We start from the raw sequence: 26,454 nt of genomic DNA on the forward strand, positions 1-26,454 counted from the left end.
CTTCCGAGGAAGCCGCCGGCCGGCCGGTTTGCGCGCCACCCCCGTCCCCACGGTGCGGCGCGGGCGGACCGTCGTCATCCGCTCGGACGACGGCCCACGTTCATGAGGGCCCGGGTGGGGCCGCCGGGAGGCCGAGCGCGGGAAGGACGGCGCACTCGATGAAGCGGGTGACGAACGCGTCGTCCCCGTACCGCCCCTCCAGGAGTGGCCGGGCGCGCATGATGCCCAGGATCTGTGCGGCGACGTACTCCGCCGCGGGGTTGTCCGCCTCGATCTCGCCGCGGTCGACGGCGCGCCGGACCATGCCGTCGATCGCGGCGATCGACGGCGCGATCAGCGCCTCGCGCAGGGCCCGCAGCAGGTCGGGGCTCTGGAGTGCGGCGTGGCCGAGCGCGTGGACGAGGGTGGAGTCGCGGTCGGACGCCGTGCAGACGGCCTCGGCGGCCGCGTGCAGGTCGCCGCTCAGGGTGCCCGTGTCGATGTCCGCGAGCACCGGCCTGCGGGTGCTGTGCAGTGCGGCGACGACCAGCTCCGGCTTGGATCCCCACTGCCGGTACAGGGTCGACTTGCCGCACCGGGTACGCGAGGCGACGCCCTCCATGGTCAGCGACTCGTAGCCGCTCTCCCGGAGCAGGTCCAGGACGGCCGTGTAGAGCTCGTGCGCCCGTTCCGGTGTGATCTTCGACCGGCGCGATGTGGGTGCCGACTCCTGTGCGGAACCGGCCGACTGCGTGGAACCGGGCGATGACATGCGCTTTTCCCTCTCTGCGACGCTGCGGCGGGGACCCTCTGCACTCCAGTGTATCGATACGCCAGTGTACCGATACGTTTTCGTATCGGTACACTGGCGTATCGATACGGCATGGACTTGACCATGCCGCCGTAACAGCGCTTCGTCAGCAAAGGGGCACGGGTGATGCACACCCGCAGCGAGCCTGCGGACCGGGAGCCGGACACCTCTGCCCGACCGCCCCTCGTCCGCGAGCTTCTTCTGGTCGCGGGACTCTTCCTCGTCTACAAACTCGGCCGGCAGGCCGCGAACGGACACGTCGAGGAGGCCTACCGCAACGCCGGGCACGTCTGGAATCTCGAGCGGGCACTGCACCTCCCCGGTGAAGGGGTCGTACAGGGCGTGCTGCTCCACAGCCAGACGCTCGTGCAGGCGGCGAACACCTACTACGTGACCGTGCACTTCCCGGTCACCCTGCTGTTCCTGGTCTGGCTGTACTGGCGGCGGCCGCGCCACTACGTGTGGTCGCGCCGCATACTCGCCGTCCTCACCGGTGCCGCGCTCGCGCTGCATGTGCTCCTCCCGCTCGCACCGCCGCGGATGCTGGACGCCGCGGCTCTCGTCGACACCGGACAGGTGTACGGCCCGACGGTGTACGGGGCCACGCCCTCGACCGACTCGATGGCCAACCAGTTCGCCGCGATGCCCTCCCTGCACTTCGGATGGGCGCTGACGGTCGCCGTCGGACTGATCGTCGCCACCCGCTCCCGGTGGCGACTGCTCTGGCTGCTCCACCCGCTCGTCACCCTGCTCGTCATCGTGGGTACGGCCAACCACTACTGGCTCGACGCGATCGTGGTCTCCGCCCTGCTGGCCGTGGTCCTCGCGGCGATCCCGCTGCCGCGCACCGCGCCCGTCCGCGCGCACCTGCCGTGGCCGTCCGCCGGGATCCCGGCGGACGGGCCGTACCTGCCGACGCCCGTCCCGAGCCCCGCGTACGCATCCGCGTCCGGGCCGTACGCACGATCCGGAGCACCGCGATGAACGCCACACTCGTCGCCGTCGCGCTGTCACTCGTCTCCGCAGCCGCCTACGCCGCAGCCGCGGTGGCGCAGGCACGGCTCGCCGGCCGCACCGAACCGTCCACCGGAGTGCTGCGCCTGATGGGCCGGGGTGCCTGGTGGTCGGCGGTCAGCCTGAACGCCGGCGGGGCGCTGCTGCACGTCGCCGCGCTCAAGTACGGACCTCTGACCCTCGTGCAGCCGCTCGGTGCGCTCACTCTCGTCGCGGCCGTTCCGCTCGGAGCCCGCGCCGCCGGTCGCAGGGTCAGCCGCACGGAGTGGCGCGGCACGCTCCTCACACTGCTCGGTCTCGGCGCCCTGCTGATGGCCGCGGGAGGCGCCGGGCCGCACGACACGCTCAGCCTGCCCGAGGCCCTCGCCGTCTCCGCCGTGACGATGGCGCTGGTCGCCGGTCTCAGCCGGCCGGGCGCCCGCCCGGGCCTCCGGCACGCCGCGGCATCCGGCATCACCTCGGGCGTGGCTTCCGCGCTCACCCAGACGCTCACGGTCGCGGCCACCGACCACACCGGTCCGCTGCTCAGCTGGCGGCTGGTGACGGTGGCTCTGCTCGTCTCCGTGTTCGCCATGGGCGGCCTGCTGCTGTCCCAGACCGCGTACCGGGGCGGCCTCGGGGCCCCGCTCGCCGTGGTCACCCTCGCCAACCCGATCGCCGCCGCCGTGATCGGTCTGGCCCTGCTGGGCGAGCACCTGCAGAGCGGCGTGACCGGCCTGGTCCCGGCGCTCCTGGGCACGGCGGCCGCGGTACGGGGCGTGATCCTGCTCAGCCGCGCCCAGCAGCGGACCGCACCAGGCCCGTCCGGTGCGGACACGCCGTCGCGGGTCGTCACCGGCAGCGCGTCGATCGCGAGCCGGCCGCCCGTCACGAGCCCGGTCGCCCCGATCCTGGTGAACAGCAGCCCGGTACAGAGCAGCCCGGTCGACAGCAGCCCCGGCACGGGCAGCCAGGTCATCGGCGGCCCGCGGGCCGCCGACCCGCTCGGGCTGAGGCCCGAACCGGTCAGGACATAGGTCGGCGGCCCGTAGGACCCGGCCTCACGTAGCCGGGTCCTCCTCGGCCGCGAGCCCGTCCAGATCGCCGATGGCCCTGGTCAGCCAGCCGGTCCAGAAGGTCTCCAGATCGATGCCCCCGCGCAGCACCAGATGCCGCAGGGTGTCCTCGTCCGCGGTCCGCTCCGGCGGGAAGTCCCGCTCCTCGATGTCCAGGTACTCCTGCAGTTGCCGCTCGTGCAGGGCGAGATGCCGGCGCAGCTCGCCGGCCAGCCCCGGGGCCCCGACCACCGCCGCCGCCCGCATCCGCAGCAGCAGCGGATCGCGGACCGGGCGCGGGTCCTCGGACACCGCCACCCAGGCCCTGAGCTCGTCGCGGCCCGCGGGCAGGACCTCGTACTCCTTCTTCTGCCCACGGGCCGGCTGCGGCGACGGCAGGACCCGGATGTGCCCGGCCTGCTCCAGTTTCCCCAGCTCGCGATAGATCTGCTGATGCGTCGACGGCCAGAAGTACCCGATCGACCGGTCGAACCTGCGGGTCAGCTCCAGCCCCGACGAAGGCTTCTCGAGCAGGGCGGTGAGGATCGCGTGCGGGAGGGACATGGAGTGCATCCTAAGGAGGGGTGGAGCGGGGCCGTCACAGCGCTGCGGCGAGCTCCGTGCCCTGGCGGATCGCGCGCTTGGCGTCCAGTTCGGCGGCGACATCGGCGCCACCGATCAGGTGCACCGGACGGCCTGCGGCACGCAGCTCCTCGTACAGCTCACGACGCGGTTCCTGGCCCGCGCACAGGACCACGGTGTCGACCGGGAGCAGGTGCTGCTCGCCGTCGACGGTGAGGTGCAGGCCCTCGTCGTCGATGAGGTCGTACGAGGCGCCCGCGATCATCGTGACGCCGCGGTGGCGCAGTTCGGTGCGGTGGATCCAGCCGGTCGTCTTGCCGAGTCCGGCCCCGACCTTGCTGGCCTTGCGCTGGATCAGGTGCACCGTGCGGGGGGACTTGGGACGCTCGGGGGCGCGCAGTCCGCCGCGGTCCGCGTAGTCGGTGTCCACGCCCCACTGCCGGAAGAACACCTCCGGGTCCAGGCTTGCCGCGTCCCCGCCGTCGGTGAGGAACTCGGCGACGTCGAAGCCGATGCCGCCGGCCCCGACGACCGCGACCCGGTCGCCGACCGGCGCCCCGTCGCGCAGGACGTCCAGGTAGCTGACGACACTCGGGTGCTCGATGCCGGGGATCGCGGGGGAGCGGGGCTCGACCCCGGTCGCCAGGACGATCTCGTCGTAGCCGTCGAGTTCGGCGGAACCGGCACGCGTGGACAGCCGGAGCTCGACGCCCTCCTCGGCCAGCCGGGTCCGGAAGTAGCGCAGCGTCTCGTTGAACTCCTCCTTGCCGGGCACCCGGCGCGCCACGTTGAGCTGGCCGCCGATCTCGTCGGCCGCGTCGAACAGCGTCACCGCGTGCCCGCGCTCGGCAGAGGTGACCGCACACGCCAGACCGGCGGGACCCGCCCCGACCACGGCGACACGCTTGCGGGTACGGGTCGGCGAGAGCACCAGCTCGGTCTCGTGGCAGGCGCGCGGATTGACCAGGCAGGAGGTGATCTGCAGGCTGAAGATGTGGTCCAGGCAGGCCTGGTTGCAGCCGATGCAGGTGTTGATCGCGTCGGCACGCCCCTCGGCCGCCTTGGCGACGAAGTCCGGGTCGGCGAGGAACGGCCGCGCCATGGACACCATGTCCGCACGGCCCGAGGCGAGGATCTCCTCGGCCAGCTCGGGGGTGTTGATGCGGTTGCTGGTCACCAGCGGTACGGAGACGGCACCGCGCACCTTCTCGGTCACCCAGGTGAAGGCGCCGCGCGGCACGGACGTCGCGATGGTGGGAATGCGTGCCTCGTGCCAGCCGATGCCGGTGTTGATGATCGTCGCGCCGGCCGCCTCGATCTCGCGGGCGAGCTGGACGACCTCCTCCAGGGTGGAGCCGCCGGGCACCAGGTCCAGCATGGAGAGCCGGTAGATGAGGATGAAGTCGGTGCCGACCCGCTCGCGTACCCGGCGCACGATCTCGACGGGGAACCGGATGCGGTTCTCGTAGCTGCCGCCCCAGCGGTCCTCGCGGTGATTGGTGGCGGCCACGATGAACTCGTTGATCAGATAGCCCTCGGAGCCCATGATCTCGACACCGTCGTAGCCCGCGCGCTGGGCCAGTTCCGCGGCCCGCACGAAGTCCTCGATGGTCTCCTCGACCTCGTTGTCGGCCAGCGCGTGCGGGGTGAAGCCGCTGATCGGCGCCTTGAGGGCGCTCGGTGCGACCAGGTCGGGGTGGTGTGCGTAGCGCCCGAAGTGCAGGATCTGCATCGCGATCCGGCCGCCCGCCGCGTGCACCGCCGCGGTGACCTCCGCGTGCTGCGCCGCCTCGGCCTCGTTCGTCATCTTGGCGCCGCCGGGGAAGGAGCAGGCGCGGGCGCTGGGGGCGATTCCGCCGGTGACCATGAGGCCCACGCCGCCGCGCGCGCGGGCCGCGTAGAAGGCCGCCATCCGCTCGAAACCGCGCTCGACCTCCTCCAGGCCGATGTGCATCGATCCCATCAGCACCCGGTTGGGCAGGGTGGTGAATCCGAGGTCGAGCGGGCTCAGCAGGTTCGGGTACGGGCTCATCCGGGTCTCCTCGCACAGTGTCGTCGTGCCAGTTGTAGACGAGGGGAACGTCATTGTGCAACTAGTTGCACAATGACGTACGTCGCACTCGGTGACTCCGGGGGAGCAGTCCCCGCACGGGCGGCCCCCGAACGGCCCAGCACTGCCGCACCCCACCGCCCGGGCCCGACGACAGTGGATTCGTACGGTTTCGCACCTCCGCGCTTTCCGCGTCGACGGGAGACCCCCATGACCTGCATCAACCGGCGTGACCTCGGACTTCTCATACTCAGGGTCGGTACGGGAGCCGTGCTGGCCGCCCACGGCAGCCAGAAGCTCGCCGGCTGGTTCGGCGGCGGCGGTATCGAGGGCACCACCGCGGGAATGGAGGCCATGGGCTTCCACCCGCCGAAGTACAGCGCCGTGGCCGCCGGCCTCGGCGAGGCCGGCGGCGGGGTTCTGCTGGCCCTCGGTCTCGCCACCCCGGCCGCCGGAGCCGCCGCGGCCGGCACGATGGCCGGTGCGGTCGCCGTCCACGCCCCTGCGGGCTTCTTCGCGATGGGCGGCGGGTACGAGTACCCGGCGTTCCTCGGCTTCACCGCCGCGGCGATCGGCCTGACGGGTGCCGGACGCTACTCCCTGGACCACGCCACCCACCACGTCCTCGACCGGCCGTGGACGCTGGCCCTCGCCTTCGCCGGCAGCGCCCTGGGCGCCGCGGCCGTCGTGGGCCGGCGCGCGAAGGGGCAGGTGGCGGCGGCACCGGAGGAGGAGTAGGGAGTGTCCGTGGCGCCGGGCCCGCATTGATCGCCGCTTCGGGGGCAACCGGCAGTTCATGAATACAAACGCGTTGTCGGCCGACGGACGTCGTACCGCCCGAAGAGCCGCGAACAGCAAGGCCGTGGCCGCGGGCGCCCGGGCGGGGTTCGTCGCGCGCGGGGTGATCTACCTCCTGGTCGGACTGCTCGCCCTGCGCATCGCCTTCTCCGACAGCGGCGGGAAGCAGGCGGACCGAGGCGGCGCCATCGCCGAGATAGCGGAGAAGCCCTTCGGGAGCGTCCTGCTCTGGGCGCTCGGTGTGGCTCTGGCCGGGATGGCCCTGTGGCGCCTGTCCGAGGCGCTCTTCGGACTGGCGGGCCCCGACGGTGACAAGCCGGGCAAGCGCGCCATGGCCGCCGCCCGCTTCCTCTTCTACGGCTTCGTGTCGTACTCCGTGCTCTCCTATGCCGCAGGCGACCAGGGCAGCGGCAGCGGATCGAGCGACCGGCAGACCGACGACGTCACGGCGAAGGCCCTGGAATGGACCGGGGGCCAGTGGATCGTCGGGATCGCGGGTGCCGCCGTCGTCGGAGCGGGGCTCTGGATCGCCTTCCGGGCCGTGACCCGTAAGTACCGCAAGCACCTGAAGATGTCCGAGATGACGCAGAAGGTCCGCCGGGCCGTCGACTTCTCCGGCATGTTCGGCGGCGCGGTCCGCGGCATCGTCTTCGCGACGGCGGGCGGGTTCGCCGTCGCCGCCGCGGTCCGGCACGAACCGGGCCGGGCGAAGGGAATGGACGACACCCTGCGTTCCTTCACCGAGACTCCGGCCGGCCCCTGGCTGCTCGCACTGGTCGCGCTCGGCCTGGCCGCCTTCGGTGCCTTCTCCTGGGCCAACGCCCGCTGGCGCAAGGTCTGAGAGGCCCCAGGGCCTGTGTGGGGTCGCGATCACTCTGTCGTCGGGGTGAGGTCGTTGAGCCAGATCATGGAGGCTCGGAGGTGGAGGCCGACGTCGTAGCTTTCGGGGTCTTGTCGTAGCGGCTGACGGCGGCGGCCCCGGCCCGCCGCCGGAGGGCCATGACATCCGGCAGGTAATTCCGTTGTACGGGGCCGACGTCGTGGGAGATCATGCGCGTTTGTGACCTCGCGAGCAGATGAACCCATCCACGACGCCGCCCCGCCCGCCCCCGCCGTGGCCGTCACCCCCTCCACCCCGGCACACCGGGACGGCAACGTCCTGCGCTGGCTGATCGCCTACACCTTCTCCGTGGTCGGCGACGCCGCCTACTTCGTGGCGCTCGGCTGGGCCGCGCAGAAGGTGGCCGGACCGGCCCAGGTCGGCCTGGTGATGGCGGTCGGCGCGATACCCCGGGCGATCCTCATGCTCGGCGGCGGTGTGATCGCCGACCGGTTCGGCCCGCGCAGGGTGGTCATCTCCTCCGACGCGGTCCGCGCTGTGGTGATCCTCGCGGCCGCCGCAGCGCTCGCGTTCAGCACCCCCGGCCTCTGGTTGCTCGTCGCGCTCGCCCTCGTCTTCGGCGTCGTGGACGCCCTGTTCATGCCGGCGGTCGGAGCCATGCCGCCCCGGCTCACCGGCCGCGACCAGCTGATGCGGGTGCAGAGCCTGCGCAATCTGGTGCAGCGGTCCGGCCACATCGCCGGTCCGCCGCTCGCCGGATTCTCGATGGGGCTCGGCGGCCCCGCCGCCGCGTTCGCCGTGACCGGCGTCCTCTTCACCCTCTCGCTGTTCCTCCTGGTCGCGGTCCGGCTCGCCCCGCTGCCGCCCGAGGAAGAGCCCGCCGCGGACTCCACCGCCCGCCGCGACCTGGTCGACGGCATCGTCTACCTGCGCCACGAGCCCGTCGTCGGCCCGCTCGTCCTCTCCGGACTGCTCTCCATGATCGGCTGCATCCCGCCGATGGCGATCGGCGTCATCATGCTCGCCGAGGAACGCGGCTGGGGCCCCTCCGGCGGTGCCTGGGTGAACGCCGCCCTCAGCACCGGCGTCTGCACGACCTCGCTCCTGCTCGTCGTGCGCGGCCGCTTCCGCCGGGCCGGCCACTGGCACAACATCGCCCTGCTCGTCGCCTCCGCCGGCATCGGCCTGATCGGCGTCATGCCGAACCTCGCCCTCGCGGTCGCCGTGGCGCTCGTCTCCGGCCTGGTCTCCGGCCTCTGCGGCGGTCTGGCCCTGGCCTTGATGCAGGCCAACACCGCCCTCGCCTTCCAGGGCCGGGTCGCCTCCGTCCAGGCGCTCAGCGCTGTCGGCATCACCCCGGTGATGTTCCCGCTCTTCGGCCTCCTGGTGGAAGGGTGGGGCGCCGGCCCCACCTTCCTCCTCTTCGGCTGCGTCAGCATGCTCGGCGCCACGGTCTCCACCGCCTCCTACGCCGTCCGCCATGCCGACCTGGACTTCACGAAGACCGCGGACTGACTCCGGCCCCCGGCCGGGGGCCGCTAAGGCCTGTGTGACGTCGTGATCAGTGCTGAGTTCTGCCCCGTTGAGAGGCTGGAGCCGATAGAACGGGGCTGTGACGCGTAGGCAACTCACGGACAGACATTGGGAGTCGCTCTGCTGGAAGGCATGATCACTGAAGCGGCTCGCGTGGGAAGAACCGACCTGTCGCTGATGGGCGTGGACTCCACCAGCGTGCGCGCTCACCACGACGCCGCCGCGATGAGGGTGGGCACGGGCCTGATGGGCACCCTGGAGAGAGCAGCCCGCGAGCACGAGCAAGCCCGGCGAAAGGGGGCGGCCCGGAAGGACTGAACGGACAGGCCGCAAGGTGACGCGTCCGACGCCGACGCAAGCACCGGCTGAGCCAGGCCCTGCTGGGCAGGTCCCGCGGCGGACTGCAACGTCACAGGCCCTGGTCGATTCCGCGGGCGTCCTTGAACCGGGCCAGTCCCTCGGCCAGTCCGACGACCGGCTCCGGGTAGTCGTACCGGGCGCGCTCCGCGGCCCGCAGCTTCCACGGCTCATGGACGGCACCGCCGTCGAGCCCCGCCAGTTCGGGCAGCCAGCGGCGGACGTACGCACCGTCCGGGTCGTACCGTTTGGCCTGCAGCACCGGGTTCAGCACCCGGTTGGGCCGGCTGTCCGTGCCCGTACCCGCCATCCACTGCCAGTTGAGCTGGTTGTTGGCGATGTCCCCGTCCACCAGCAGATCCAGGAAGTGGCGCGCGCCGATCCGCCAGTCCACGTACAGCGTCTTGACGAGGAAACTCGCGGTCAGCAGCCGGCCACGGTTGTGCATCCAGCCCTCGTGGCGCAGCTGGCGCATCGCGGCATCGACCACCGGATAGCCGGTGCGGCCCTCCTGCCAGGCGGTGATCTCGTCCGCGGCCGACCGCTCGGTGCGCCAACGGTCGTGCTGCGAACGGTAGTCGGTACGGGCGGCGGAGGGCCGGGCGGCCAGGACCTGGTGATGGAAGTCCCGCCAGCACAACTGCCGTACGAAGGCATCCGCGCCCGGACCGCCCGCCGCGCGTGCCCGATGGACCAGCTCGGTGGGGGAGAGCGTGCCGAAGTGCAGGTGCGGGGAGAGCCGTGAGGTGCCGTCGCCCGCGAGATCGTCGTGGCGCGTCTCGTACCGTCCGAGTCCGTGGCGGCGCCATCCGGCGAAACGTTTGCGGCCCTCGCTCTCCCCGCCCTCCGCCAGTCCCGCCGAGACCCCCGGGAGACCGGCACGTGAGGGCACGGCCGCGGATGCGGGACCCTCCGGTACGCGGACGGTGCGCGGCGCCCCGAAGGGGGACCGCACCTGCGCCCCGGACCAGCGGCGGAAGTACGGCGTGAAGACGGCGAAGTGGTCCTTGCCCCCGCCGGAGGGGATCACCGCCCCGGGCGCGACCGCGGTGATCACCGCGTCATGGACGTGCAGCCGGCAGCCCTGGGATCCGAGCGCCGTCCGCAGCCGTTCCTCGCGGCGCTGTGCGTGGGCGCTGACGCCCGCCGCGACGTGAACGTCGCGCGCACCCGTCTCCGTGACGATCCGGCAGACCTCCTCGGCCGGCTCGCCCGAACGGATCACCAGTCGTCCGCCCCGGTCTCGGAGCCCGGCGTCCAGGTCCCGGAGGCAGTCGGCGAGGAACGCACGCCGGTTCGGGACGCCGAACCCGGCGTCCTCGATGCCCTCGTCCAGGACGAACAGCGGAAGCACCTCGTCGGCCGACGCGAGGGCCGCGTGCAGGGGCGGATGGTCGTGGAGGCGCAGATCGGACGTGAACAGGACCACCGATACGCTCATCGCGTCCCACCGTCCTTGCAGGCCGCGCGCGCGATGTTGCGCGACATCCCGCCGAACACGAGCGCGTGGAACGGTGACACGCTCCACCAGTACGCGTGTCCCAAAAGTCCGGACGGGTGGAAGATGGCCCGTTGCCGGTAGTGGGACCGGCCGCCCCCGCCCTCCTCCACGTACATCTCCAGCCAGGCCAGACCGGGCAGCCGCATCTCGGCGCGCAGCCGGAGCAGACGGCCGGGCTCGATCTCCTCCACCCGCCAGAAGTCCAGCGAGTCCCCGACGCGCAGCCGTTGGGCGTCCCGCCGGCCCCGACGCAGCCCCACACCGCCCGTCAGCCGGTCCAGCCAGCCCCGCACCGCCCAGGCCAGGGGGAAGGAGTACCAGCCGTTGTCACCGCCGATTCCCTCGACGACCCGCCAGAGCGCCTCGGGCGAGGCGTCCACATCGTGCTCCCGCACATCCGTGTACAGACTGCCGCCCGCCCAGTCGGGGTCGGTGGGCAGCGGGTCGCTGGGGATGCCCGGGGTGGACGCGGACGACCACCGGGTCGTCACCCTGGCCTCGCGAACCCTCTGCAGGGCCAGGCCGAGAGCCGTGGCGAAGGAGAAGGGCTGCCCGGCGCCGTCCGGCACATGGTCGGCGATGTCGTGCTCGTGGCACACGACCTCGTACCGCAGGGACTCCGCGAGCGGACGGGCGATGGAGGCGGGGACCGGGGTGACGAGCCCGATCCAGTGACTGGACAGTCTCGGCGTCAGCATCGGGACGGGGAGGATCAGCCGGTGCGGCAGTCCGGCCACCTCGGCGTACTTCTCCATCATCGCCCGGTACGTCATCACGTCGGGCCCGCAGATGTCGAAGGTGCGGTTCACCTCGGCCGGCATGCGCGCGCTGCCGACGAGATAGCGCAGCACGTCCCGGACCCCGATCGGCTGGATCCGTGTCGACACCCAGCTCGGTGTGACCATCACGGGCAGTCGCTCGGTGAGATAGCGCAGCATCTCGAAGGAGGCGGACCCGGCGCCGATGATGACAGCTGCACGCAGCGCGGCCGTCGGCACACCCGAGTCGAGCAGGATGCGGCCGACCTCGGCACGCGAGCGCAGATGCGGCGACAGTTCCTGCTCGGGGACGTCGGCCGGAGTGAGCCCGCCCAGGTACACGATGCGCCGGACGCCCGCGGCGCGTGCCTGCTCACCGAAGATCCGGGCGGCCTTCCGGTCCGTCTCCTCGAACCCCGCCCCGCTGCTCAGGGCGTGCACCAGGTAGTAGGCGACCTCGATGCCCTGCATGGCGGCCGCGACGGACTCCGCGTCGGTCACATCGCCCTTGGAGACCTCGACCTGGCCCGCCCACGGGTAGTCCCGCAGCTTTTCCGGGCTCCGCGCCAGACAGCGGACCGTGTGGCCCGCGTCCAGGAGCTCGGGCACGAGGCGACCCCCGATGTACCCCGTCGCGCCGGTCACCAGGCACCGCAGTCCGTTGTCGTCGCTGCTCTCCATGACCTCTCCGATCCGGCTCGGATGTACTGCTTCCACGGTGTCCCCCCACAGGCTGTTCCGCTTGTCGGTGGCCGGCCGGGGCGGACCGGGGCGCCGTCGGGGCGGCGGTGTCCGGCCCTGTGCCTGCTCAACGGAATAGACACGGAGGAGTTATGGGCCGTGAGCGTCCCGGGGCTGTGCGATGCCCCATAGCCGTTACTGCAGGTGAGGGGCGCTCGCTCGCCGTGGCTGGAGCGTCTTGTGAGTCGGATGTCATTCCTCCTGTGCTCCAGAACCGTTGCCTTCCGCCTTTGACGGTCCGGGAACGGCAATCGGCTGGTTCCAGGAGCGGAGTTTGTCCGGGTTGAGGGTGACCCATACCTGCACGGCGTGGCGTCCGGCGATGTCGAGGCTGATGATCGCGGCGACCTGGTGGCCGTAACGTACAACGATTCCGGTGCGGCCGTTGACGGAGTGGGGGGCGAGAGTGGTGCGTGGGCACCGGGCGAGCAGGGTCAGCAGGCTGCGGGCGACCTGCAGGTTGCCGTGGACGGGTGTGGTCAGGGCGCGGACCTTGCCGCCGCCGTCGAAATGCGCCGTGGCGTCGGATGCCAGCAGAGAAGCCAGAAGAGGTGCGTCTTCAGTGACGCAGGCCTGCCGGACGGCACGGACCACGGTGTCGTGCTCCTGCGGTGTGGTGGGACGCGAGCGCTGCGCCCGGAGACTGCGGCGAGCGCGGTGAGCGAGTTCGGTGCGCTCCTGTTCCGGCCGTCCCCCGATGCCGACGGATGCGCCGGGAGTCATCCCGCAGACGTCGTCAAGCAGGAACGCTCCCCGCTCGGCCGGGGACAAGGGATCCGGCGCGTTCAGCAGAACCGTGCCGGCCTCGTCCTCCAGCGGCTGGTGGAGCTCTTCCGCCTCGCCGTCGTCCTCCTCAGCTGCGGGGATCTGCTGCTGGTCGGGCAGGATCAGGCGGGCCGAGCAGATATTGCCTACGACCTTCGTGAGCCAGGACCGAGGGGCCGCGATCCGCGCCCGCGCCGGATCGGACAGCCCGTACCACCGTCGGTAGGCCTCGGCAATGACACTTTCCGCCTCAGGGCCGCTGCCCAGCATCCAGCATGCGACATCCAGCAGATGCCGCCGCTCGTCCAGCAGTTCCGCGATGGACTCGGAATCACCGGCATCGTCCATACGGCGTCCTCCCACCCGGACGGCACCGCGCAAAACGGGCGACCGCCTCGATCGTCCTCCCGTAATTCACCGAATGCTACGGATGGCCCACCGCCTTGTCGGCGGTATGACTTCCTTCACGCCTCGCACTCGGCACGTGCGGTGCAGAAGCCTCATGCACGACCCCTTCTTCTCTGCGCCCTCGCTCATGTAGACCGACCAGGCACAGCTCTTGTGACGGGAAGGGGGCGACCCCGCAGGAAGCTGTAGGCCTTCATGATTCGGGCTCTTGCAGGCAGGGGCGCTGCGGGAAGTTCAGTGCGGCTGCGAGAGCGCGCTCGACCTGGCGGGCAAGTTGCCCTGGCAGCACCAGGAAGGCCCCGCACCCTGCCCCAGGAGACGTCAGGCGGTACGGGGAGGAGCCGGTGGCCGACAGTCAGCGCTGCGTACCGTCCCGTGCACGTCCCACAGGGGCGGGAAATATCGTCGCGCAAGGCGTCGCCGTGCGCGGACGGATCGGGTGCCGGTCGGAGTGAGGGGCTTCATGCGGCCAACGACGTCACGTAGGGCGCCAGTTTGACCGGGTTCATCATCCACATGATCCGCTCGAGGCCGCGGTTCGACGCGTCGACGGACAGCAGCGCGACCGCGCTGCCGCCCGAGGTGACCAGGACGGCGGGCAGGCCGTTGGCCTCGACCCAGCTGACTTCCGAGCCGGGCCAGAACTGCGGGGCGAATGCCTTGAGGTATCGGGAGACGTGCTGACGCCCCACGACCGGGATCTTCGACGCGCCCCGGATGCCGCCACCGTCGGAGTAACTGATGACGTCCTCGGAAAGCACGTGCTCGAGCGTGGCGAGATCACCAGTCTGCGCCGCACCTAGGAACACCTCCAGCAGCCGCCGGTGCTCGGCCCGGCCGACCGGCTGCTCCTTGCGTTCGGCGGCCAGATGCTTGCGCGACCGGCTTACCAACTGGCGAGTGTTGGCCTCGCTGGTATCCAGCATTTCGGCGATCTGCGGGTAGGGGTAGTCGAATGCCTCCCGCAGCACGTACGCGGCCCGTTCCACCGGGTTCAGTTTCCCGAGGACGAGCAGGACCGCCATCTCCACCGCTTCGGCGCGTTCCGCGCCGACGTTCGGGTCCCGGCTGGTGTCGACCGGCTCGGGCAGCCACGGTCCTATATACGACTCCCGCCGCATCCGGGCGGACTGCGCCAGGTTGATCGCCAGCCGAGTGGTTACTGTCGTCAGGAAGGCCCGAGGCTCGATGATGTCCCCGCGGTCGGTGCTCTGCCATCGCAGCCAGGCTTCTTGGAGGATGTCCTCGGCATCCGCGGAACTGCCGAGCACGCGGTAGGCGACACCGAACAACTGCGGGCGCGCCGCGAGGAACTCCTGCGTCGCTCTTTCGAGCGACTCGGTGTCATCCGCAGCCTGCATGATGCCCCCTTCCGGCCAGCCCAATTTTACAACCGTCGTGGACGGCACGCTGCTGCGGCGCGGAGCCACTCACACGGTCTCTGACCTGAGGTTGTGCCCCGTCGGGCACCTGCCCCATCCAGTCGCTGACCGTCGGCACCGTTCACCGACCAGACGTCCGCGTGCACGTTCTCACTGTGAGGTGAGGAGCTCCTGGGCCTTCAGCGCCCCGTGCATGGCCGTCGCCGAGGAGCAGTTGGATCCGCGGCCCGCTTCCGGCAGGTTCGGCCCGTCGGAACCGGTAGTCGCAGGACACCGACCCGGGAGGGACATCCCGGACCTGGCTGCGTACTTGTGCGACGCATCGGGTGGACCGCGCGGTCCGGCTCCGCGATTCGCACGACGGCATCCACGCACGACGGCATCAAGGAGGCTGCCCAGCGGAACGGCCCAGCTTCGGCGCGTCCGGACACCGGGAGTCCGTCTCCCCGTCGTTGGCCCTGGCCACAGGGGAGACGGACGGTGGGTGTCCGGCGACCCGGACCGTCTCAGCCGAACATGCCGGGCTTGTAGTCCCCGCCAGGCTGCTGGTTGATCACGTTGATGCGGTTGTAGGCGTTGATGATCGCGAGCAGCGAGATCAGCGCAGCGAGCTGGTCCTCGTCGAAGTGCTTCGCGGCATTCGCCCAGACGTCGTCCGGGACACCGCCCGCGCCGTCCGCGATGCGGGTGCCCTGCTCGGCTATCTCCAGGGCCGCCCGCTCCGCATCGGTGAAGACCTTGGCCTCGCGCCAGACCGCCACCAGGTTCAGGCGCTGCTGCATCTCACCTGCGGCGATGGCGTCCTTGGTGTGCATGTCGGTGCAGAAGCCGCAGCCGTTGATCTGACTGGCGCGGATCTTCACCAGTTCCTGGGTCGCGATCGGCAGGGTTGAATCGGCCACCACCTTGTTGGCCGAGTTGAGGTGCTTCATGACCTTGCCGGCGAGAGGATTGCCGAAGTAGTTGATGCGCGATTCCATGGCGGGATCTCCTCGGTGTAGAGACAGTTACACCGAACTGACCGGAGTACCCGGCAAACCGTGACAGCGATGGGCCGTGACGTACGTCTCTCTCGATGTCTTCGCGCCACCGCGCGGGGTTCCCCGGCAGCAGCCTTGACTAGGCGCTCCGCCCGGTGCCTCTCACGCTCCCCGACGGCAGCCGGACCGCGGACCTGTATATCGAGATGGGCAGGTTCCACCACCAGGTCGCCGCCGACGTTCCAGAGGAGACGGCGGCACTCATGGCTGCCACCCAGCGTCCCGTGACCAACGCCGCCCTGACCGAAGGCGCCTCCGCCCCGGCGTGGAAGGAGATCCCGTCCTGGGTTCTCGTGGCTACGGAGGACCTGGACATCCCGCCGCAGACGCAAACCTTCAAGGCTGAGCGGGCCGAGGCCACGTCCGTCACCGTCACCGCCTCTCACCCGGTGAGCGTCTCGCACCCCGGAGACGTCGCACGCCTGATCAACGAGGCGGCGCAGGCCACCGCTTGAGCGCAGGAGGGCCTTGCCCGATCGCCGAGCGCCGCCCCTGGGCGGGGCGCCTGGTTGCATGGCGCGACCGGGTGCCCCGAAGGCAAGGAGCGTGGCAACCAATTGCCCCTCTGCCTGGGTTCATTCGCGCCCAGGGCGCCGAACCCATCCAGTACGGAAGGACCGCATCGGCCCGGGGACCTCCAGGCCCGGTGGCAGGGCGCCTGTGAGGTTCCCGCGAGCTTCCCCGTCGCCGGGCCCGCCGCAGCCTGCCGGGCATCCGCCCGCCTCGCAGTCGACAACGCCGGGGTGGCCCAGGTCAACGGCGGATGCGGCGGTGTCACACAGCGGCGCCCTATCCGGTCAATTGCTCAAAAGGGGCAGATGGCAGCCAGTCCGGTGGCTGCGTCTCCGCTGGAACCGAGAACGCCGACGAGGGCCGCTCCAGTGCCCGCCCTGCCGTGGTTCCTGGGCTCGCAGCCGGCCCCTACCGGTCTTCTCCCACCTATCTGAGGGCAGTGTCCCCATGACGAGTACTGACGATGTGACACTCGGTCGTAAAGATCCGAAGACGCGTGAGGCATCCGAGCCGGCGATCGCGATGGTCGACGAGCAGGGGACGGTCGTCGCGTGGTCGCAAGCCGCCGAGCGGCTTGTCGGGTACTCGGCCGGGGACGTAATGGGTCGGCCCGCTGCACTTGTACTGCCGTGCTCCGAGGCGGCCCCGACGATGTCGGCGTTCGCCGAGCAGTGCCGTACCCGGAACGGCTGGCCGGGCGTGACGGCGGTACGCCACCGAAACGGTCGCATGCTTGACGTCCACCTGCGGATCTCGATGTTGCGGGGGCAGGACGAATCAATCCGATGGCTCATGTCCGTGAGCGACGTGGGCACGCCCGGCGGCCAGGCGGTGAACGGATCCGCGCGGGAGTCGCTTCTCATCCGCACGCCGATCGGCATCTCTGTTCGTGACCTGCGGCTGCGTTGCACCTGGGTGAACGACACGATGGAGAGTCACGACGGTATTTCCCGCGACCGAAGGCTCGGCCGTCGTTTCGCCGATGTACTGCCCGGTGCCGAGCCCGATGCGTTTGAGGCCGTGATGCGGAAGGTACTGGAGAGCGGCACCACCAGGGTCCACGAGTACCGGCCAAGGCCGGCGGCGGGTCCGGTTCGCGAGCACACGTTTGCCGCTTCGTCCTCCTGCCTGCAGGACGCCGACGGCAGGGCGCTGGGAGTGTGCACCATCAACGTCGATGTCACGGAGAGGCGGCGGTTGCGCGAGCGCCTCGCCGTCCTCGGCCAGGCCGGTATGCGCCTGGGCAGAACTCTGGGCGTGATGCGGACCAGCCAGGAACTGGCCGACATTGCCGTGACACTGTTCGCCGACTACGCCGCAGTCGACCTGGAACAGCCGGTCCCGTTCGGCGAGGGGCCCCCGGCCGGCGTCGGGCCGACGGGCGGGCGCCTGCCCGCCTTCCGACGGGCCGGTGTGGCCTCGATCCGCGAAGGAGCCCCGGAGTCGCCGTGGGTGCGCGGTGAGCCGGTCCCCGTGCCGCCTGCTTCGCCCGTCGCCGACGCTCTGCGCACCGGCAGGTCCCACCTGGAGCCGATCGTGGACACCGCTCCAGGTACATGGATCGACCGGGACCCTGTGCGGGCGCAGAAGATCCAGGAGAGCGGCGTGCACTCGTTGATGGTTGTACCCATCCGCGTGCGACAGGCCCTGCTGGGGGTGGCTTTCTTCATTCGCACCGGAAACCCGGCGCCGTTCCAAGAGGTCGACCGGCTCCTGGCTGAAGAACTCGTCAGCCGGGCCGCGGTGTCGTTGGACAACGCACGCCAGTACGCGCGGGAACACTCCGTGGCTCTTGCGCTTCAACGCCAGTTGCTCCCGCACCGTCTGAGGGGCGGTGATGCGGTCGAGGCGGCCTCGCGCTACCTGCCCGCGGAATTGGACCGCGGCGTCGGAGGCGATTGGTTCGACGTGATCCCACTGTCCGGCGCCAGGGTGGCCCTCGTCGTCGGTGATGTGGTGGGGCACGGCGTCAACGCTGCCGCGACCATGGGCAGGCTCCGTACCGCTGTCCACACGCTTGCCGATATGGGACTGCCCCCCGACGAGGTGCTGGCCCACCTCGATGACACGGTGCGGCGACTGGCGGAGGAGGACGCCGCCGTTCCGGACCAGCGCTCCGCCGCAGTGGGCGCGACGTGTGTCTATGCCGTCTACGATCCGGTCACCCGGAAGTGCACCATGGCAGGGGCCGGGCACCCTCCGCCCGCGATCGTCGACCCGCAAGGCGGGGTCACCTTCGCCGACCTTCCCGGCGGCACGCCACTCGGCACCGGATTGGGGGTCCCCTTCGAGGCCGTGGAGCTCGAACTGCCGGAGGGAAGCCTCATCGCCCTGTACACCGACGGCCTGATCGAGACCCGTGATCACGACATCGACGCGGGAATGAACCGTCTGGGGGCTGCTCTGGCGCAACCGGGCCGATCCCTGGAAGAAGTGTGTACCCGCGCGATGGATACCTTCCCGGGTCGGGGGCCGTCGGACGATGTCGCCCTGCTCGTCGTCCGGACTCGTTCCCTCGGCCCGGACCGCGTCGCCTCCTGGACATTGCCGAACGATCGGACTGCTGCCCGCTCGGCCCGGCAGATGGCGGCCCGGCAGCTGACCGATTGGGGCTTGGAAGGTCTCGAGGGCCCCACGAAGCTCATCGTCAGTGAACTGGTCACGAACGCGGTCCGCTACAGCACCGGTCCGGTCCAGCTGCGTCTGATCCGGCATCAGGTCCTGACCTGTGAAGTGTCCGATACCGACGCCTGCTCGCCACGTCTGCGTCGCGCGCGCACCGTCGACGAGAACGGCCGCGGGCTCGGCCTTGTCGCCCACCTGTCCCGCAGATGGGGCTCCCGCTCGATACCGGACGGCAAGATCGTCTGGGCTGAAGAAGACCTGGAAAGGCATTCGCCGAGCTTCGGCGCGGTCGGCTCGGGGCCTGGCCGGCGCGTCGTAGCGTGACCCGTGGGATCAGGGTGTAGCAGCAGCCACGCTAATTTCATTCGATATCGTATCGAATGAAAGGATAGCTGGTAATCTGCCCACATGGGCACCGATGCTTCTGACCACACGACCGCCTCGCGTGCGACCGACCGCCCGGGGGATGCCTCGCCATTCGCTCTCGGCTTGCTGCTGCGCCGGGCGCACTGGCGCGCGGCCGCAGTCATGGCTGAGGCGCTTCGGCCGCTCGGCGTCGAGCTGCGGCATTTCGCCGTGCTGATGGTGCTGGTCGACCGTGGCGCCACGGTGCAGCGGGACTTGGCGGCGGAGACGGGGACGGACAAGGCGGGCATCATGCGAGTGGTGGACGATCTGGAGCGTAGGGGGCTGGCGGTACGCAAGGCTGTTCCGGGGGACCGGCGAGCAAGGGCAGTCGAGATCACGGATCAGGGCATCGAGCTCTTCGATGCAGCTCATGTGGCGGCGGCGCCGCTGGCTGAGCGGCTGATCTCCGACCTGAGTCCCGGTGAGCCCGAGAAGCTGAGAGATCTGCTGACCCGCTTTGCCTATCCCGCTGACGGTGAGTCGTAAGCGCGTCCCCGCGCGGGTTGCCCCTCGGGGGCGCTTCACCGACCTTTGCGGCTGCCGCCGCGAACCCGGCCTCGAGTGGTGCGGCCTCGCAACCACACGCCTGACTGGCTGCCGCAGCAGTCGTGGCTCGTGGCCAACAGGGGGCCGAGCTGCTCCCCACCGCGCAGCCTATTTGAGCGGCGGTGGGCTTTCCGCTCTCGCGGGCAGCGCTTTCGTCCCGATGTGCGGCCGGGGTCGCTCAGGCCGTAGCCCCGGCGCCCGGCTGCTGTCCCCTCAGGGGCAATGTGCCACCGTCCGGCAGGCGCCGTCGAAGAAGGCGCCGCGTGACGTCCTGGATCGAGGCGCCACGCGGCGTCCCTGCCCGGGCCTACACGGCGAGGCGCTCCGCGAGCTCCTTGGCCTTGGTGGCCGCGTCCTCGAAGGCGCGCTCGCGCGAGGCCTGATAGAGGGGTATCAGTTCAGCCATGGCCGGGTTCTGGGGGGCCATGGTGAGTTCCGGGACGATGAAGTCGACGTCCAGACCGAGGATGCCCCCCAGGACGGCCTGCAGATAGTTCTGCACGTACTCGCAGCTCTCCTTCGGTGTGCCCGGCGCGTAGGAGCCTCCTCGGCTGGCGACGACGGTGACGGGGGTGCCCTGGGCGGAGGGGTTCGCGCCCGCGGTGCGGCCGGGCAGGATCACGTTGTCCAGCCACGCCTTGAGGGTCGACGGGATCGAATAGTTGTACATCGGGGCGCCGATCAGGACGGCGTCCGCCTGCTCCAGCTCCTCGATGAGCCTCACGCGCGCTGCGAACGCGGCGGACTGCTCCGGGGTGTGCGCGGACGCGGCGGTGGATCCGGCGGTGAAGGCGTCGGCGGTGATGTGCGGGACAGGGGTGGCGGCGACGTCGCGGTAGAGCACGGTGCCCTCCGGGTGCTGCTCCTCCCATGCACTGCGGAAGGCCCTCGCCACCGAACGCGACGAGGACGCCTTGCCGGGAAACGCGGACGAGTCGATGTGCAGCAGTGTGGCCATGGGCTTCCTCCAGAGGGTGGTCCCCGGGGCGGGGAGTCAAAGGCTGACCGCGCAGCGAGGATAGTTGCATGCGTGATTGTATTGAATGATACCATCGCGAGTGTAACCAAGGTCGATGTGGAGTGAATGGGGTGGCGATGGTCGACGTCTATGAAGCGGTCACCAGCCGACGGGCGGTGCGCGGATACACCGACCGGCACGTCCCGAGGGAGGTGCTCGAGCGCGTGTTGTCCGCCGCGGCCTGGGCGCCGTCTGCGTCGAACCTCCAGCCGTGGCGCGCCTTCGTGCTGACCGGCGCGCCGCTGGCCGAACTCAAGAAGCGCGTCGGTCGGCGCGTCTCGGCGGGTGGCCCCTGGGACGAGCCGGAGTACGAGCAGTACCCGCCCGCACTGAAGTCTCCCTATCGCGAACGTCGATCCGCCTTCGGTGAGCAGCGCTACGGCGCACAGGGTGTTGCGCGCGACGACCTGGAGGCGCGCCAGAGGGCCGCTACCGCGAACTGGGAATGCTTCGGCGCGCCCGCCGCCCTGTTCTGCTACATAGACCGCGACCTGGGCCGGCCCCAATGGTCCGACGTCGGCATGTACTTGCAGACCGTCATGCTGCTCCTCCGCGCCGAAGGGCTGCACAGTTGCGCGCAGATGGCGTGGGCGAAATATCACAGGACCGTCGCCGAGATCCTGACGCCCCCGGACGAGCTCATGCTCTTCTGTGGCATGTCGATCGGTTTCGAAGACGTGACGGTGGGTGAAGCCCGAACGGGTCGGGCGCCGCTCGACGAAACGGTCACGTTCGTCGACACGGTGGACAACTCAGGGCGAGTTCGCTCCACGTCGGGGACGGCGGCGATCTCCTCGACCTCGCAGCCTCCTGGTCCAGGAGCCGGAACCGCGGATCTCGGGAGGCGCCATGCACCTCGATGCCGACTGGCGCGGCGCATTTCCACACGTCTCAATGGCGCCTTCACCGAACAGATCCGGCGGTTGGTGTCACAGATCGGGCTGCCGCCCGGACATGGCTGAGAAAGCCAATTCGATTTCGTGCTGTGGTGAGAATGTTGATCATTAAGATTGCTTGTGGTCGGACACCGGTCTCATGGGCCCGTTCGGGCTTCAGTGGGGGCGTCTCGACGAGTGGTCGTGGCCGTGAGAGGCGTCGAACCCTGACGAGCGACAAAGGTGCGCCTCCCCTGTCATCGAGCCTGCCGCCCCAGGGGCTCGCGGCGGCCGGCTTGGACGCACTTCCCCGTCCCGTCGCCGTAGTGGTGGGCGCCGGTGGCGTGCTCGGAGCGGCGCAATCGGAGGTTGTCCTGTGAGTACCATCGCGTTTCTCAACATCGCCATGCACGGACGCGTCAACCCGACGCTGCCGGTGGTCGCCGAGCTCGTTCGGCGCGGTCACTCCGTCACGTACCACACCTCGCCCGCCTTCCGTGAGGAGATCGAGACTGTCGGCGCGACGGTGTGCCTCTACCCCGGGGGCGACCAGCCGCTCCCCGATCCGCCGACGCCGGTCACCTTGATCGAGGGGCTCGCAAGCACAGCCGTCCGCCTGCTGCCTGCGGTGCTCACAGACCTGCGCCGCATTCGGCCCGACCTGATCGTGCACGACAACGCCTGTCCGTGGGGCGCGGTTGCCGCCCGCGAACTCAAGGTGCCCGCGGCGTCGTCGTTCACCACGTTCGCTTTCGACCGGCACGTGCCCAGCCCCACCCGAGGCTCGTGGGACCTGCTGGCCGCGGCGACGAGGCGACCGGGCAGCGTCCAGGGGTACCTGCGATCGCGCTGGGGGTTGCGCCGCCGCTACGACACGGGTGGGCTGCCCCTGCTCGACTTGGGGAACATCAGTCAGCCGCTGAATCTGGTCTACACCTCGCGGGCGTTCCAGCCTGCCGCCGAAGAATTCGACCGGTCCTACCAGTTCGTAGGCCCGTGCATCGGCGCCCGTCCGGCTGACCCGTCGTTCCCGGCCGATCGGCTGCGGGGCCCGGTGCTCTACGCGTCGCTGGGCACGGTGTTCAACGCCGACCCGCAGCTTCTGCGCACCTTCGCCACCGCGCTCGCGACACTGGGCGGCACCGTCATCGTCTCCACCGGGCAGACCGATCCCGCCGCACTGGGTCTGTTGCCCGCGAATGTGCTCGCCCGCCGCTTCGTTCCCCAACCCGAGGTGCTCGCCCGCGCGGCGCTTTTCGTCACCCACGGGGGGATGAACAGCGTCAACGAGGCCATGTACGCCGGGGTTCCGATGCTGGTGGTCCCACAGGGCGCGGACCAGCCGATGGTGGCCCGTCGCGTCGCAGAGCTCGGCGCCGGTCTGTCGATCGGTACCGAGGACGTCACCCACGAATCCGTAACTGCCCTCGCCGGGCGCCTTCTCCACGCCCCCCGGTTCCGGGCAGCCGCCGCCACACTGCGGGTTGCCCAGCACGAGGCGGGTGGGTATCGGCGCGCCGCCGACGCATTGGAACGGTACCTGTACGAGACAGGCTCGGCCGGTCAACCAGTTCCTGTCGATCCGTCACAGAGAGGCTGAGCCATGGCACTCGTGGTCCTGTTGCTGTTCGCCGGAATGTCGGAGGCTGCCGGGCGCATCCTGCCCCTGGCAGTGCGCCGACCTGGCATGTCGCGGACTCGGGTGGCAGCGCTGCTCTGTGCAGGCGGCTTGGTCGAGGGCGCTGTGTTCGCGTTGTGGCCGCTGACCGCGTGGACCCTGGCCGAGCTGGTGCTGTCCTCTGCACCGACGGGCGCCGGGTTGGCCTGGACGCCGGATCTGGTCGCTCCGCTGGTGTTGGCTGCCGTCCTTGCCTTCCCCCTGCTCGGGCCCCTCCTCCACCTGTTGCTCTTTGTGGGGGTCGGAGCCGGTCTGGCCGGCCCGCTCGCAGAGGCGACCGAGCTGGGCTGGTGGGGCGCCGCTGGTTGTGCGGCCGTCGCCGGGGCAGGGCTTGGTGTCGCTGTGGAGGCAGTTCGGCGCGTGGTCGTGAGGATCAGCGCGGCCGAAGGGCGAGGGTCGATCGCATGAGTGCTTTCCTGCTCTGGGTCTTCGCGATCGGGCCGGCTCTCCTTGCCGAAGCCTTGTTGGCCCGCTACGAGGTACTGGCCTACGGTGCCGGCTGGCGGGCCCCCGTCTCCCGGCTTCCGGCGGGTGTGCCCTACGCACGGGGCGCGGCGTCCGACAGTCCCCCGGATGCCTACCTGGTCTACCTCGACGGCATCGGTAAACGCCGCGTTCGCGACAGTCGGGACGGCGGCCAGCTGGTCAAGGCGTTGATCGCCGGAGCGCCGGAGCTCCGGGTGCTGGGTCAGGTACAGCCCTACTCGCCACTGGCCGATCCGCTTGCTGAGCGACCGGTGTGGGCGTGGCTGCGCCGCCGCACCGAGCTGCTGCTGTTCCTGCACAACGTCATGCAGATCTTCGTCGCCGCCGACCAGCGGTACCGCCCCTTGTACAACCGGGCCGTCGGCTCCCAAACTTCCACGCAACTCAGGCTCGCGGGCTATCAGCCCGACAGCGGCATTCCCGTGGTGCTGCTCAGCTACAGCGGCGGTGCCCAGGTCGCAAGCGGCGCGGTTGACGAACTGCACACCCAGCTGCGATGTCCGCTCCTGCTGATCACCCTCGGTGGGTTCCACAACGGCGCCAACGACCTCGGCCGAGCCGAGCACCTGCATCGCCTGACCAGTGCGAGCGACCGGATCGAGCGAGTCGGTACCTGGATCTTCCCTCAGCGCTGGCGCCTGTTCAGGGGCAGCGCATGGAACCGGGCCGACCGCGCGGGGAAGATCACCGTGCACCGACTCGACCCGGCCACGCACGTCGGGCCGCACAGCTACATCAGCACGACGGCCCGGTTGCCTGACGGCCGCAGCCACCTCGACCGCACGGCCGACACCGTGATCTCGCTCATCCGCGCTCATCACAGCGCGACCGTGGCGACGGATCACCCGTCGCCATGAGCGCCTCGACCGGAGTGCGTACTGCAGGGTCGACCGGGCCGGGAACCTCGACCGTGACGTCGCCGACCGGATCGCCCCCGGAGGAATCCACGAGCAACGGAGTCGAGAACCTCAGCCGCTGTGCCGATGCCGCCCGCGGGATGCGGACCTCACCCGGTCACGAGATCGACCGCCCGATCTTCCGGCGGTGGCGGCCCAGCCGTTCTCCGGACCTCCATTCCGGGTCCAGCTCCCCGCTACCGCGAGACTCCCCGCCCCTGCCCGACCGGAGCAGGGTCGCGTCAGGCGACTCGAGGCGGAGAGGCAGTCTCCGACGCGTCCGATGTGGGCCGCATCTCATCCGCGGGCTGTTACACGGGAGGCGCGGCCGGTGTCTCAATGCCGAGTCCACAACACATGGGAGACATGATGAACGGGAACGTAGAGGTAGTCGTGATCGGCGGCGGGTACGGGGGCGTGACGGCGGCGAACAGCCTGGCGCGGCGCGATGGTGTGTCGGTGACCGTGGTCAATCCACGTCCCGAGTTCGTCGAGCGGATCCGCCTGCACGAGCGCGTGACCGGCTCCGATGACGCGACCGAGGAGTTCGGGAAGGTCATGGGCGGAAACGTCCGGCTGGTGGTCGACACCGCGACCCGGATCGACGCTGCCGAGCGCCAGGTGTCGCTGGCGGGCGGTGGCACGGTCTCCTACGACTACCTCGTCTACGCGGTGGGCAGCGGCGCCGCCGATCCCGGAGTGCCCGGAGCGGCGGAGTTCGCCTCTTGGGTGTCGGACCTCGAGGGGGCGGAACGACTGCGGGCTGCGCTGGATGTGGCGCCCGCGTCGGCTCCTGTGACCGTGGTCGGGGCCGGCCCGACCGGCCTGGAGACCGCCGCCGAGCTGGCGGAAGCGGGTCGTAAGGTCACCCTGGTCTGCGGCGACGTGCTCGGCCCCTCCCTGCATGCCCGGGTCCGCCGCCCGGTCGCCCGCCGGCTCGCCGAACTGGGAGTGACCGTCCTCGAAGGTCCCGGCATGCAGGTGACGGAAGTGACGCACGGCGCCGTACGGCTCGGCGACGGCCGCGAGCTGCCCAGCGCGGTGACGATCTGGACCGCGGGATTCAAGGTTCCGGACCTGGCTGCCCGCAGCGGGCTGCGTACCGACGCCGCCGGCCGTCTGGTCACCGACACGACGCTGACCTGTGTGGACGACGAGCGCATCGTCGCCGCCGGGGACGCGGGGGTGATGCCGGAGCATCCGTTCCGGATGAGCTGCCAGGCGGCCGTGCAGCTGGGCCCGGCGGCCGCCGACACGATCCTGCGCCGGATCGCGGGGAAAACGCCCTCCCCCGTCCGGATGTGGTTCGCCGGGCAGTGCCTCAGCCTCGGCCGAAACGAGGGCGTCACCCAGTTCTCCTACCCGAGCGACAAGGTCAACGCGCTCAGCATCAGCGGGCGGGCCGGAGCCGGCGTCAAGGAGATCGCCTGCCGGTTCACCCTCAACAAGTTGGTGTCCGGGGCACGAAAAGCCGGTGCCCGCGCATCCCACGGCAACAGCACCGACCGCCCGGATTCGCCTCAGCCGGAACACCGCACGACGCCGTCCAGCACCCGACCCGCGGCCTAGGGCCTCTCGTCTGGATCATGGCGGGCTCGCGGGGTCCGGCACGCATTCGCCCAAGCTCTCGGCCCCGTTCGAGCAGGGGGCCCCGTCGCGTGGGCTCCCTCCTCCGCCTTGCGACTGCACGCACCTGCCCCGCTCCCAAGCACACAACGCCACGGCCTCGTATGCCAGAGCCGGGCGCCGCGACGCCATTCCCACCACCCCGCCCACCCGGCGTGGCCTGACAGGTGGGGAGGCTGCTCCGACGAC

21 protein-coding genes and 2 pseudogenes are annotated in these 26,454 nt (G+C 70.5%); 14 read left to right on the forward strand and 9 right to left on the reverse strand.

Translation table 11 applies throughout. The features are described 5' to 3' along the window. Positions 1-100 precede the first annotated feature (100 nt). The gene (locus ACFQ6X_RS29035) at positions 101-751 is read right to left on the reverse strand and encodes a TetR/AcrR family transcriptional regulator (RefSeq protein WP_383185687.1); all 651 of its coding nucleotides are present in this window, start codon (positions 749-751) and stop codon (positions 101-103) included. A gap of 165 nt (positions 752-916) precedes the next feature. Here ACFQ6X_RS29035 and ACFQ6X_RS29040 point away from each other — a divergent pair, with 165 nt between their 5' ends. Both ACFQ6X_RS29040 and ACFQ6X_RS29045 read left to right on the forward strand, forming a co-directional pair. Next, on the forward strand, positions 917-1,774 hold the full coding sequence (locus ACFQ6X_RS29040) for a phosphatase PAP2 family protein (RefSeq protein ID WP_383185689.1): 858 nt from the start codon (positions 917-919) through the stop codon (positions 1,772-1,774). Next, positions 1,771-2,820, forward strand: coding sequence for a hypothetical protein (locus ACFQ6X_RS29045; protein WP_383185691.1), 1,050 nt, complete (start codon positions 1,771-1,773; stop codon positions 2,818-2,820). Before ACFQ6X_RS29040 ends, ACFQ6X_RS29045 begins: the two co-directional genes overlap by 4 nt. Positions 2,821-2,844: 24 nt before the next feature. Here ACFQ6X_RS29045 and ACFQ6X_RS29050 read toward each other — a convergent pair whose 3' ends face one another. Continuing rightward, positions 2,845-3,402, reverse strand: a complete 558-nt coding sequence (locus ACFQ6X_RS29050; protein WP_383185693.1) for a PadR family transcriptional regulator — start codon at positions 3,400-3,402, stop codon at positions 2,845-2,847. A 34-nt stretch (positions 3,403-3,436) separates the two neighbouring features. Then, entirely contained in the window at positions 3,437-5,452 is a 2,016-nt protein-coding gene (locus tag ACFQ6X_RS29055) for an FAD-dependent oxidoreductase (RefSeq protein WP_383185695.1), read from the reverse strand. A 228-nt stretch (positions 5,453-5,680) separates the two neighbouring features. On the opposite strand from ACFQ6X_RS29055, the gene ACFQ6X_RS29060 reads away from it, so the two are divergent. From ACFQ6X_RS29060 to ACFQ6X_RS29075, 4 genes and pseudogenes are all read left to right on the forward strand, one after another. Continuing rightward, on the forward strand, positions 5,681-6,208 hold the full coding sequence (locus ACFQ6X_RS29060) for a DoxX family protein (RefSeq protein WP_383185697.1): 528 nt from the start codon (positions 5,681-5,683) through the stop codon (positions 6,206-6,208). Between the two features lie 58 nt (positions 6,209-6,266). Next, entirely contained in the window at positions 6,267-7,109 is an 843-nt protein-coding gene (locus ACFQ6X_RS29065) for a DUF1206 domain-containing protein (protein WP_383185699.1), read from the forward strand. A 219-nt stretch (positions 7,110-7,328) separates the two neighbouring features. Beyond that, positions 7,329-8,624 carry an MFS transporter gene (locus tag ACFQ6X_RS29070; RefSeq protein WP_383185700.1) on the forward strand — a complete coding sequence of 432 codons (1,296 nt, stop codon included), beginning with the start codon at positions 7,329-7,331 and terminating at the stop codon, positions 8,622-8,624. A 135-nt stretch (positions 8,625-8,759) separates the two neighbouring features. Further along, a pseudogene (locus ACFQ6X_RS29075) lies at positions 8,760-9,046 on the forward strand (hypothetical protein); the annotation flags it as partial. 5 nt (positions 9,047-9,051) lie between these two features. Here the strand turns inward: ACFQ6X_RS29075 and ACFQ6X_RS29080 are convergent. From ACFQ6X_RS29080 to ACFQ6X_RS29100, 5 genes are all read right to left on the reverse strand, one after another. Beyond that, positions 9,052-10,440, reverse strand: coding sequence for a cryptochrome/photolyase family protein (locus tag ACFQ6X_RS29080; RefSeq protein WP_383185702.1), 1,389 nt, complete (start codon positions 10,438-10,440; stop codon positions 9,052-9,054). Beyond that, positions 10,437-11,939, reverse strand: a complete 1,503-nt coding sequence (locus ACFQ6X_RS29085; RefSeq protein WP_383185704.1) for an SDR family oxidoreductase — start codon at positions 11,937-11,939, stop codon at positions 10,437-10,439. The genes ACFQ6X_RS29080 and ACFQ6X_RS29085 overlap by 4 nt, the downstream gene beginning before the upstream one ends. 252 nt (positions 11,940-12,191) lie before the next feature. After that, on the reverse strand, positions 12,192-13,112 hold the full coding sequence (locus tag ACFQ6X_RS29090) for an RNA polymerase subunit sigma (RefSeq protein ID WP_383185706.1): 921 nt from the start codon (positions 13,110-13,112) through the stop codon (positions 12,192-12,194). A gap of 521 nt (positions 13,113-13,633) precedes the next feature. Further along, positions 13,634-14,533, reverse strand: a complete 900-nt coding sequence (locus ACFQ6X_RS29095) for an RNA polymerase sigma-70 factor (protein ID WP_383185795.1) — start codon at positions 14,531-14,533, stop codon at positions 13,634-13,636. Positions 14,534-15,060: 527 nt separating this feature from the next. Next, positions 15,061-15,534, reverse strand: coding sequence for a carboxymuconolactone decarboxylase family protein (locus ACFQ6X_RS29100; protein WP_383185708.1), 474 nt, complete (start codon positions 15,532-15,534; stop codon positions 15,061-15,063). A gap of 155 nt (positions 15,535-15,689) precedes the next feature. Between ACFQ6X_RS29100 and ACFQ6X_RS29105 the strand changes: the two genes are divergently transcribed. From ACFQ6X_RS29105 to ACFQ6X_RS29115, 3 genes are all read left to right on the forward strand, one after another. After that, a complete protein-coding gene (locus ACFQ6X_RS29105; protein ID WP_383185710.1) occupies positions 15,690-16,049 on the forward strand; it encodes an alpha/beta fold hydrolase in 360 nt (119 codons plus the stop codon). A gap of 505 nt (positions 16,050-16,554) precedes the next feature. Beyond that, positions 16,555-19,056 carry a SpoIIE family protein phosphatase gene (locus tag ACFQ6X_RS29110; protein ID WP_383185712.1) on the forward strand — a complete coding sequence of 834 codons (2,502 nt, stop codon included), beginning with the start codon at positions 16,555-16,557 and terminating at the stop codon, positions 19,054-19,056. An 84-nt stretch (positions 19,057-19,140) separates the two neighbouring features. Then, positions 19,141-19,626: a MarR family winged helix-turn-helix transcriptional regulator gene (locus tag ACFQ6X_RS29115; RefSeq protein WP_383185714.1), complete on the forward strand. Its 486-nt coding sequence runs from the start codon at positions 19,141-19,143 to the stop codon at positions 19,624-19,626. A gap of 367 nt (positions 19,627-19,993) precedes the next feature. Here ACFQ6X_RS29115 and ACFQ6X_RS29120 read toward each other — a convergent pair whose 3' ends face one another. Next, on the reverse strand, positions 19,994-20,644 hold the full coding sequence (locus ACFQ6X_RS29120) for an FMN-dependent NADH-azoreductase (protein ID WP_383185716.1): 651 nt from the start codon (positions 20,642-20,644) through the stop codon (positions 19,994-19,996). Between the two features lie 137 nt (positions 20,645-20,781). Here ACFQ6X_RS29120 and ACFQ6X_RS29125 point away from each other — a divergent pair. The 5 genes and pseudogenes from ACFQ6X_RS29125 to ACFQ6X_RS29145 form a co-directional block, all read left to right on the forward strand. Further along, a pseudogene (locus ACFQ6X_RS29125) lies at positions 20,782-21,444 on the forward strand (nitroreductase); the annotation flags it as partial. 511 nt (positions 21,445-21,955) lie between these two features. Next, a complete protein-coding gene (locus tag ACFQ6X_RS29130) occupies positions 21,956-23,179 on the forward strand; it encodes a macrolide family glycosyltransferase (protein WP_383185717.1) in 1,224 nt (407 codons plus the stop codon). A 3-nt stretch (positions 23,180-23,182) separates the two neighbouring features. After that, positions 23,183-23,665, forward strand: a complete 483-nt coding sequence (locus ACFQ6X_RS29135) for a hypothetical protein (RefSeq protein WP_383185719.1) — start codon at positions 23,183-23,185, stop codon at positions 23,663-23,665. Then, positions 23,662-24,600, forward strand: coding sequence for a hypothetical protein (locus ACFQ6X_RS29140; protein WP_383185721.1), 939 nt, complete (start codon positions 23,662-23,664; stop codon positions 24,598-24,600). Before ACFQ6X_RS29135 ends, ACFQ6X_RS29140 begins: the two co-directional genes overlap by 4 nt. A 408-nt stretch (positions 24,601-25,008) precedes the next feature. Continuing rightward, complete coding sequence (locus tag ACFQ6X_RS29145) at positions 25,009-26,208, forward strand: NAD(P)/FAD-dependent oxidoreductase (RefSeq protein WP_383185722.1); 1,200 nt, start codon at positions 25,009-25,011, stop codon at positions 26,206-26,208. The last annotated feature ends 246 nt before the right edge of the window (positions 26,209-26,454 follow it).

The organism is Streptomyces sp. NPDC056452 (genome assembly GCF_042796085.1).
GTDB lineage: Bacteria > Actinomycetota > Actinomycetes > Streptomycetales > Streptomycetaceae > Streptomyces.

Coding starts and splice junctions, on each gene's coding strand:
- ACFQ6X_RS29140 (WP_383185721.1), top strand. CDS start 23,662: ATGAGTGCTTTCCTGCTCTGGGTCTTCGCGATCGGGCCGGCTCTCCTT.
- ACFQ6X_RS29065 (WP_383185699.1), top strand. CDS start 6,267: ATGAATACAAACGCGTTGTCGGCCGACGGACGTCGTACCGCCCGAAGA.
- ACFQ6X_RS29135 (WP_383185719.1), top strand. CDS start 23,183: ATGGCACTCGTGGTCCTGTTGCTGTTCGCCGGAATGTCGGAGGCTGCC.
- ACFQ6X_RS29110 (WP_383185712.1), top strand. CDS start 16,555: ATGACGAGTACTGACGATGTGACACTCGGTCGTAAAGATCCGAAGACG.
- ACFQ6X_RS29085 (WP_383185704.1), bottom strand. CDS start 11,939: ATGGAGAGCAGCGACGACAACGGACTGCGGTGCCTGGTGACCGGCGCG.
- ACFQ6X_RS29090 (WP_383185706.1), bottom strand. CDS start 13,112: ATGGACGATGCCGGTGATTCCGAGTCCATCGCGGAACTGCTGGACGAG.
- ACFQ6X_RS29040 (WP_383185689.1), top strand. CDS start 917: ATGCACACCCGCAGCGAGCCTGCGGACCGGGAGCCGGACACCTCTGCC.
- ACFQ6X_RS29095 (WP_383185795.1), bottom strand. CDS start 14,533: ATGCAGGCTGCGGATGACACCGAGTCGCTCGAAAGAGCGACGCAGGAG.
- ACFQ6X_RS29045 (WP_383185691.1), top strand. CDS start 1,771: ATGAACGCCACACTCGTCGCCGTCGCGCTGTCACTCGTCTCCGCAGCC.
- ACFQ6X_RS29050 (WP_383185693.1), bottom strand. CDS start 3,402: ATGTCCCTCCCGCACGCGATCCTCACCGCCCTGCTCGAGAAGCCTTCG.
- ACFQ6X_RS29080 (WP_383185702.1), bottom strand. CDS start 10,440: ATGAGCGTATCGGTGGTCCTGTTCACGTCCGATCTGCGCCTCCACGAC.
- ACFQ6X_RS29055 (WP_383185695.1), bottom strand. CDS start 5,452: ATGAGCCCGTACCCGAACCTGCTGAGCCCGCTCGACCTCGGATTCACC.
- ACFQ6X_RS29115 (WP_383185714.1), top strand. CDS start 19,141: ATGGGCACCGATGCTTCTGACCACACGACCGCCTCGCGTGCGACCGAC.
- ACFQ6X_RS29060 (WP_383185697.1), top strand. CDS start 5,681: ATGACCTGCATCAACCGGCGTGACCTCGGACTTCTCATACTCAGGGTC.
- ACFQ6X_RS29100 (WP_383185708.1), bottom strand. CDS start 15,534: ATGGAATCGCGCATCAACTACTTCGGCAATCCTCTCGCCGGCAAGGTC.
- ACFQ6X_RS29145 (WP_383185722.1), top strand. CDS start 25,009: ATGAACGGGAACGTAGAGGTAGTCGTGATCGGCGGCGGGTACGGGGGC.
- ACFQ6X_RS29035 (WP_383185687.1), bottom strand. CDS start 751: ATGTCATCGCCCGGTTCCACGCAGTCGGCCGGTTCCGCACAGGAGTCG.
- ACFQ6X_RS29120 (WP_383185716.1), bottom strand. CDS start 20,644: ATGGCCACACTGCTGCACATCGACTCGTCCGCGTTTCCCGGCAAGGCG.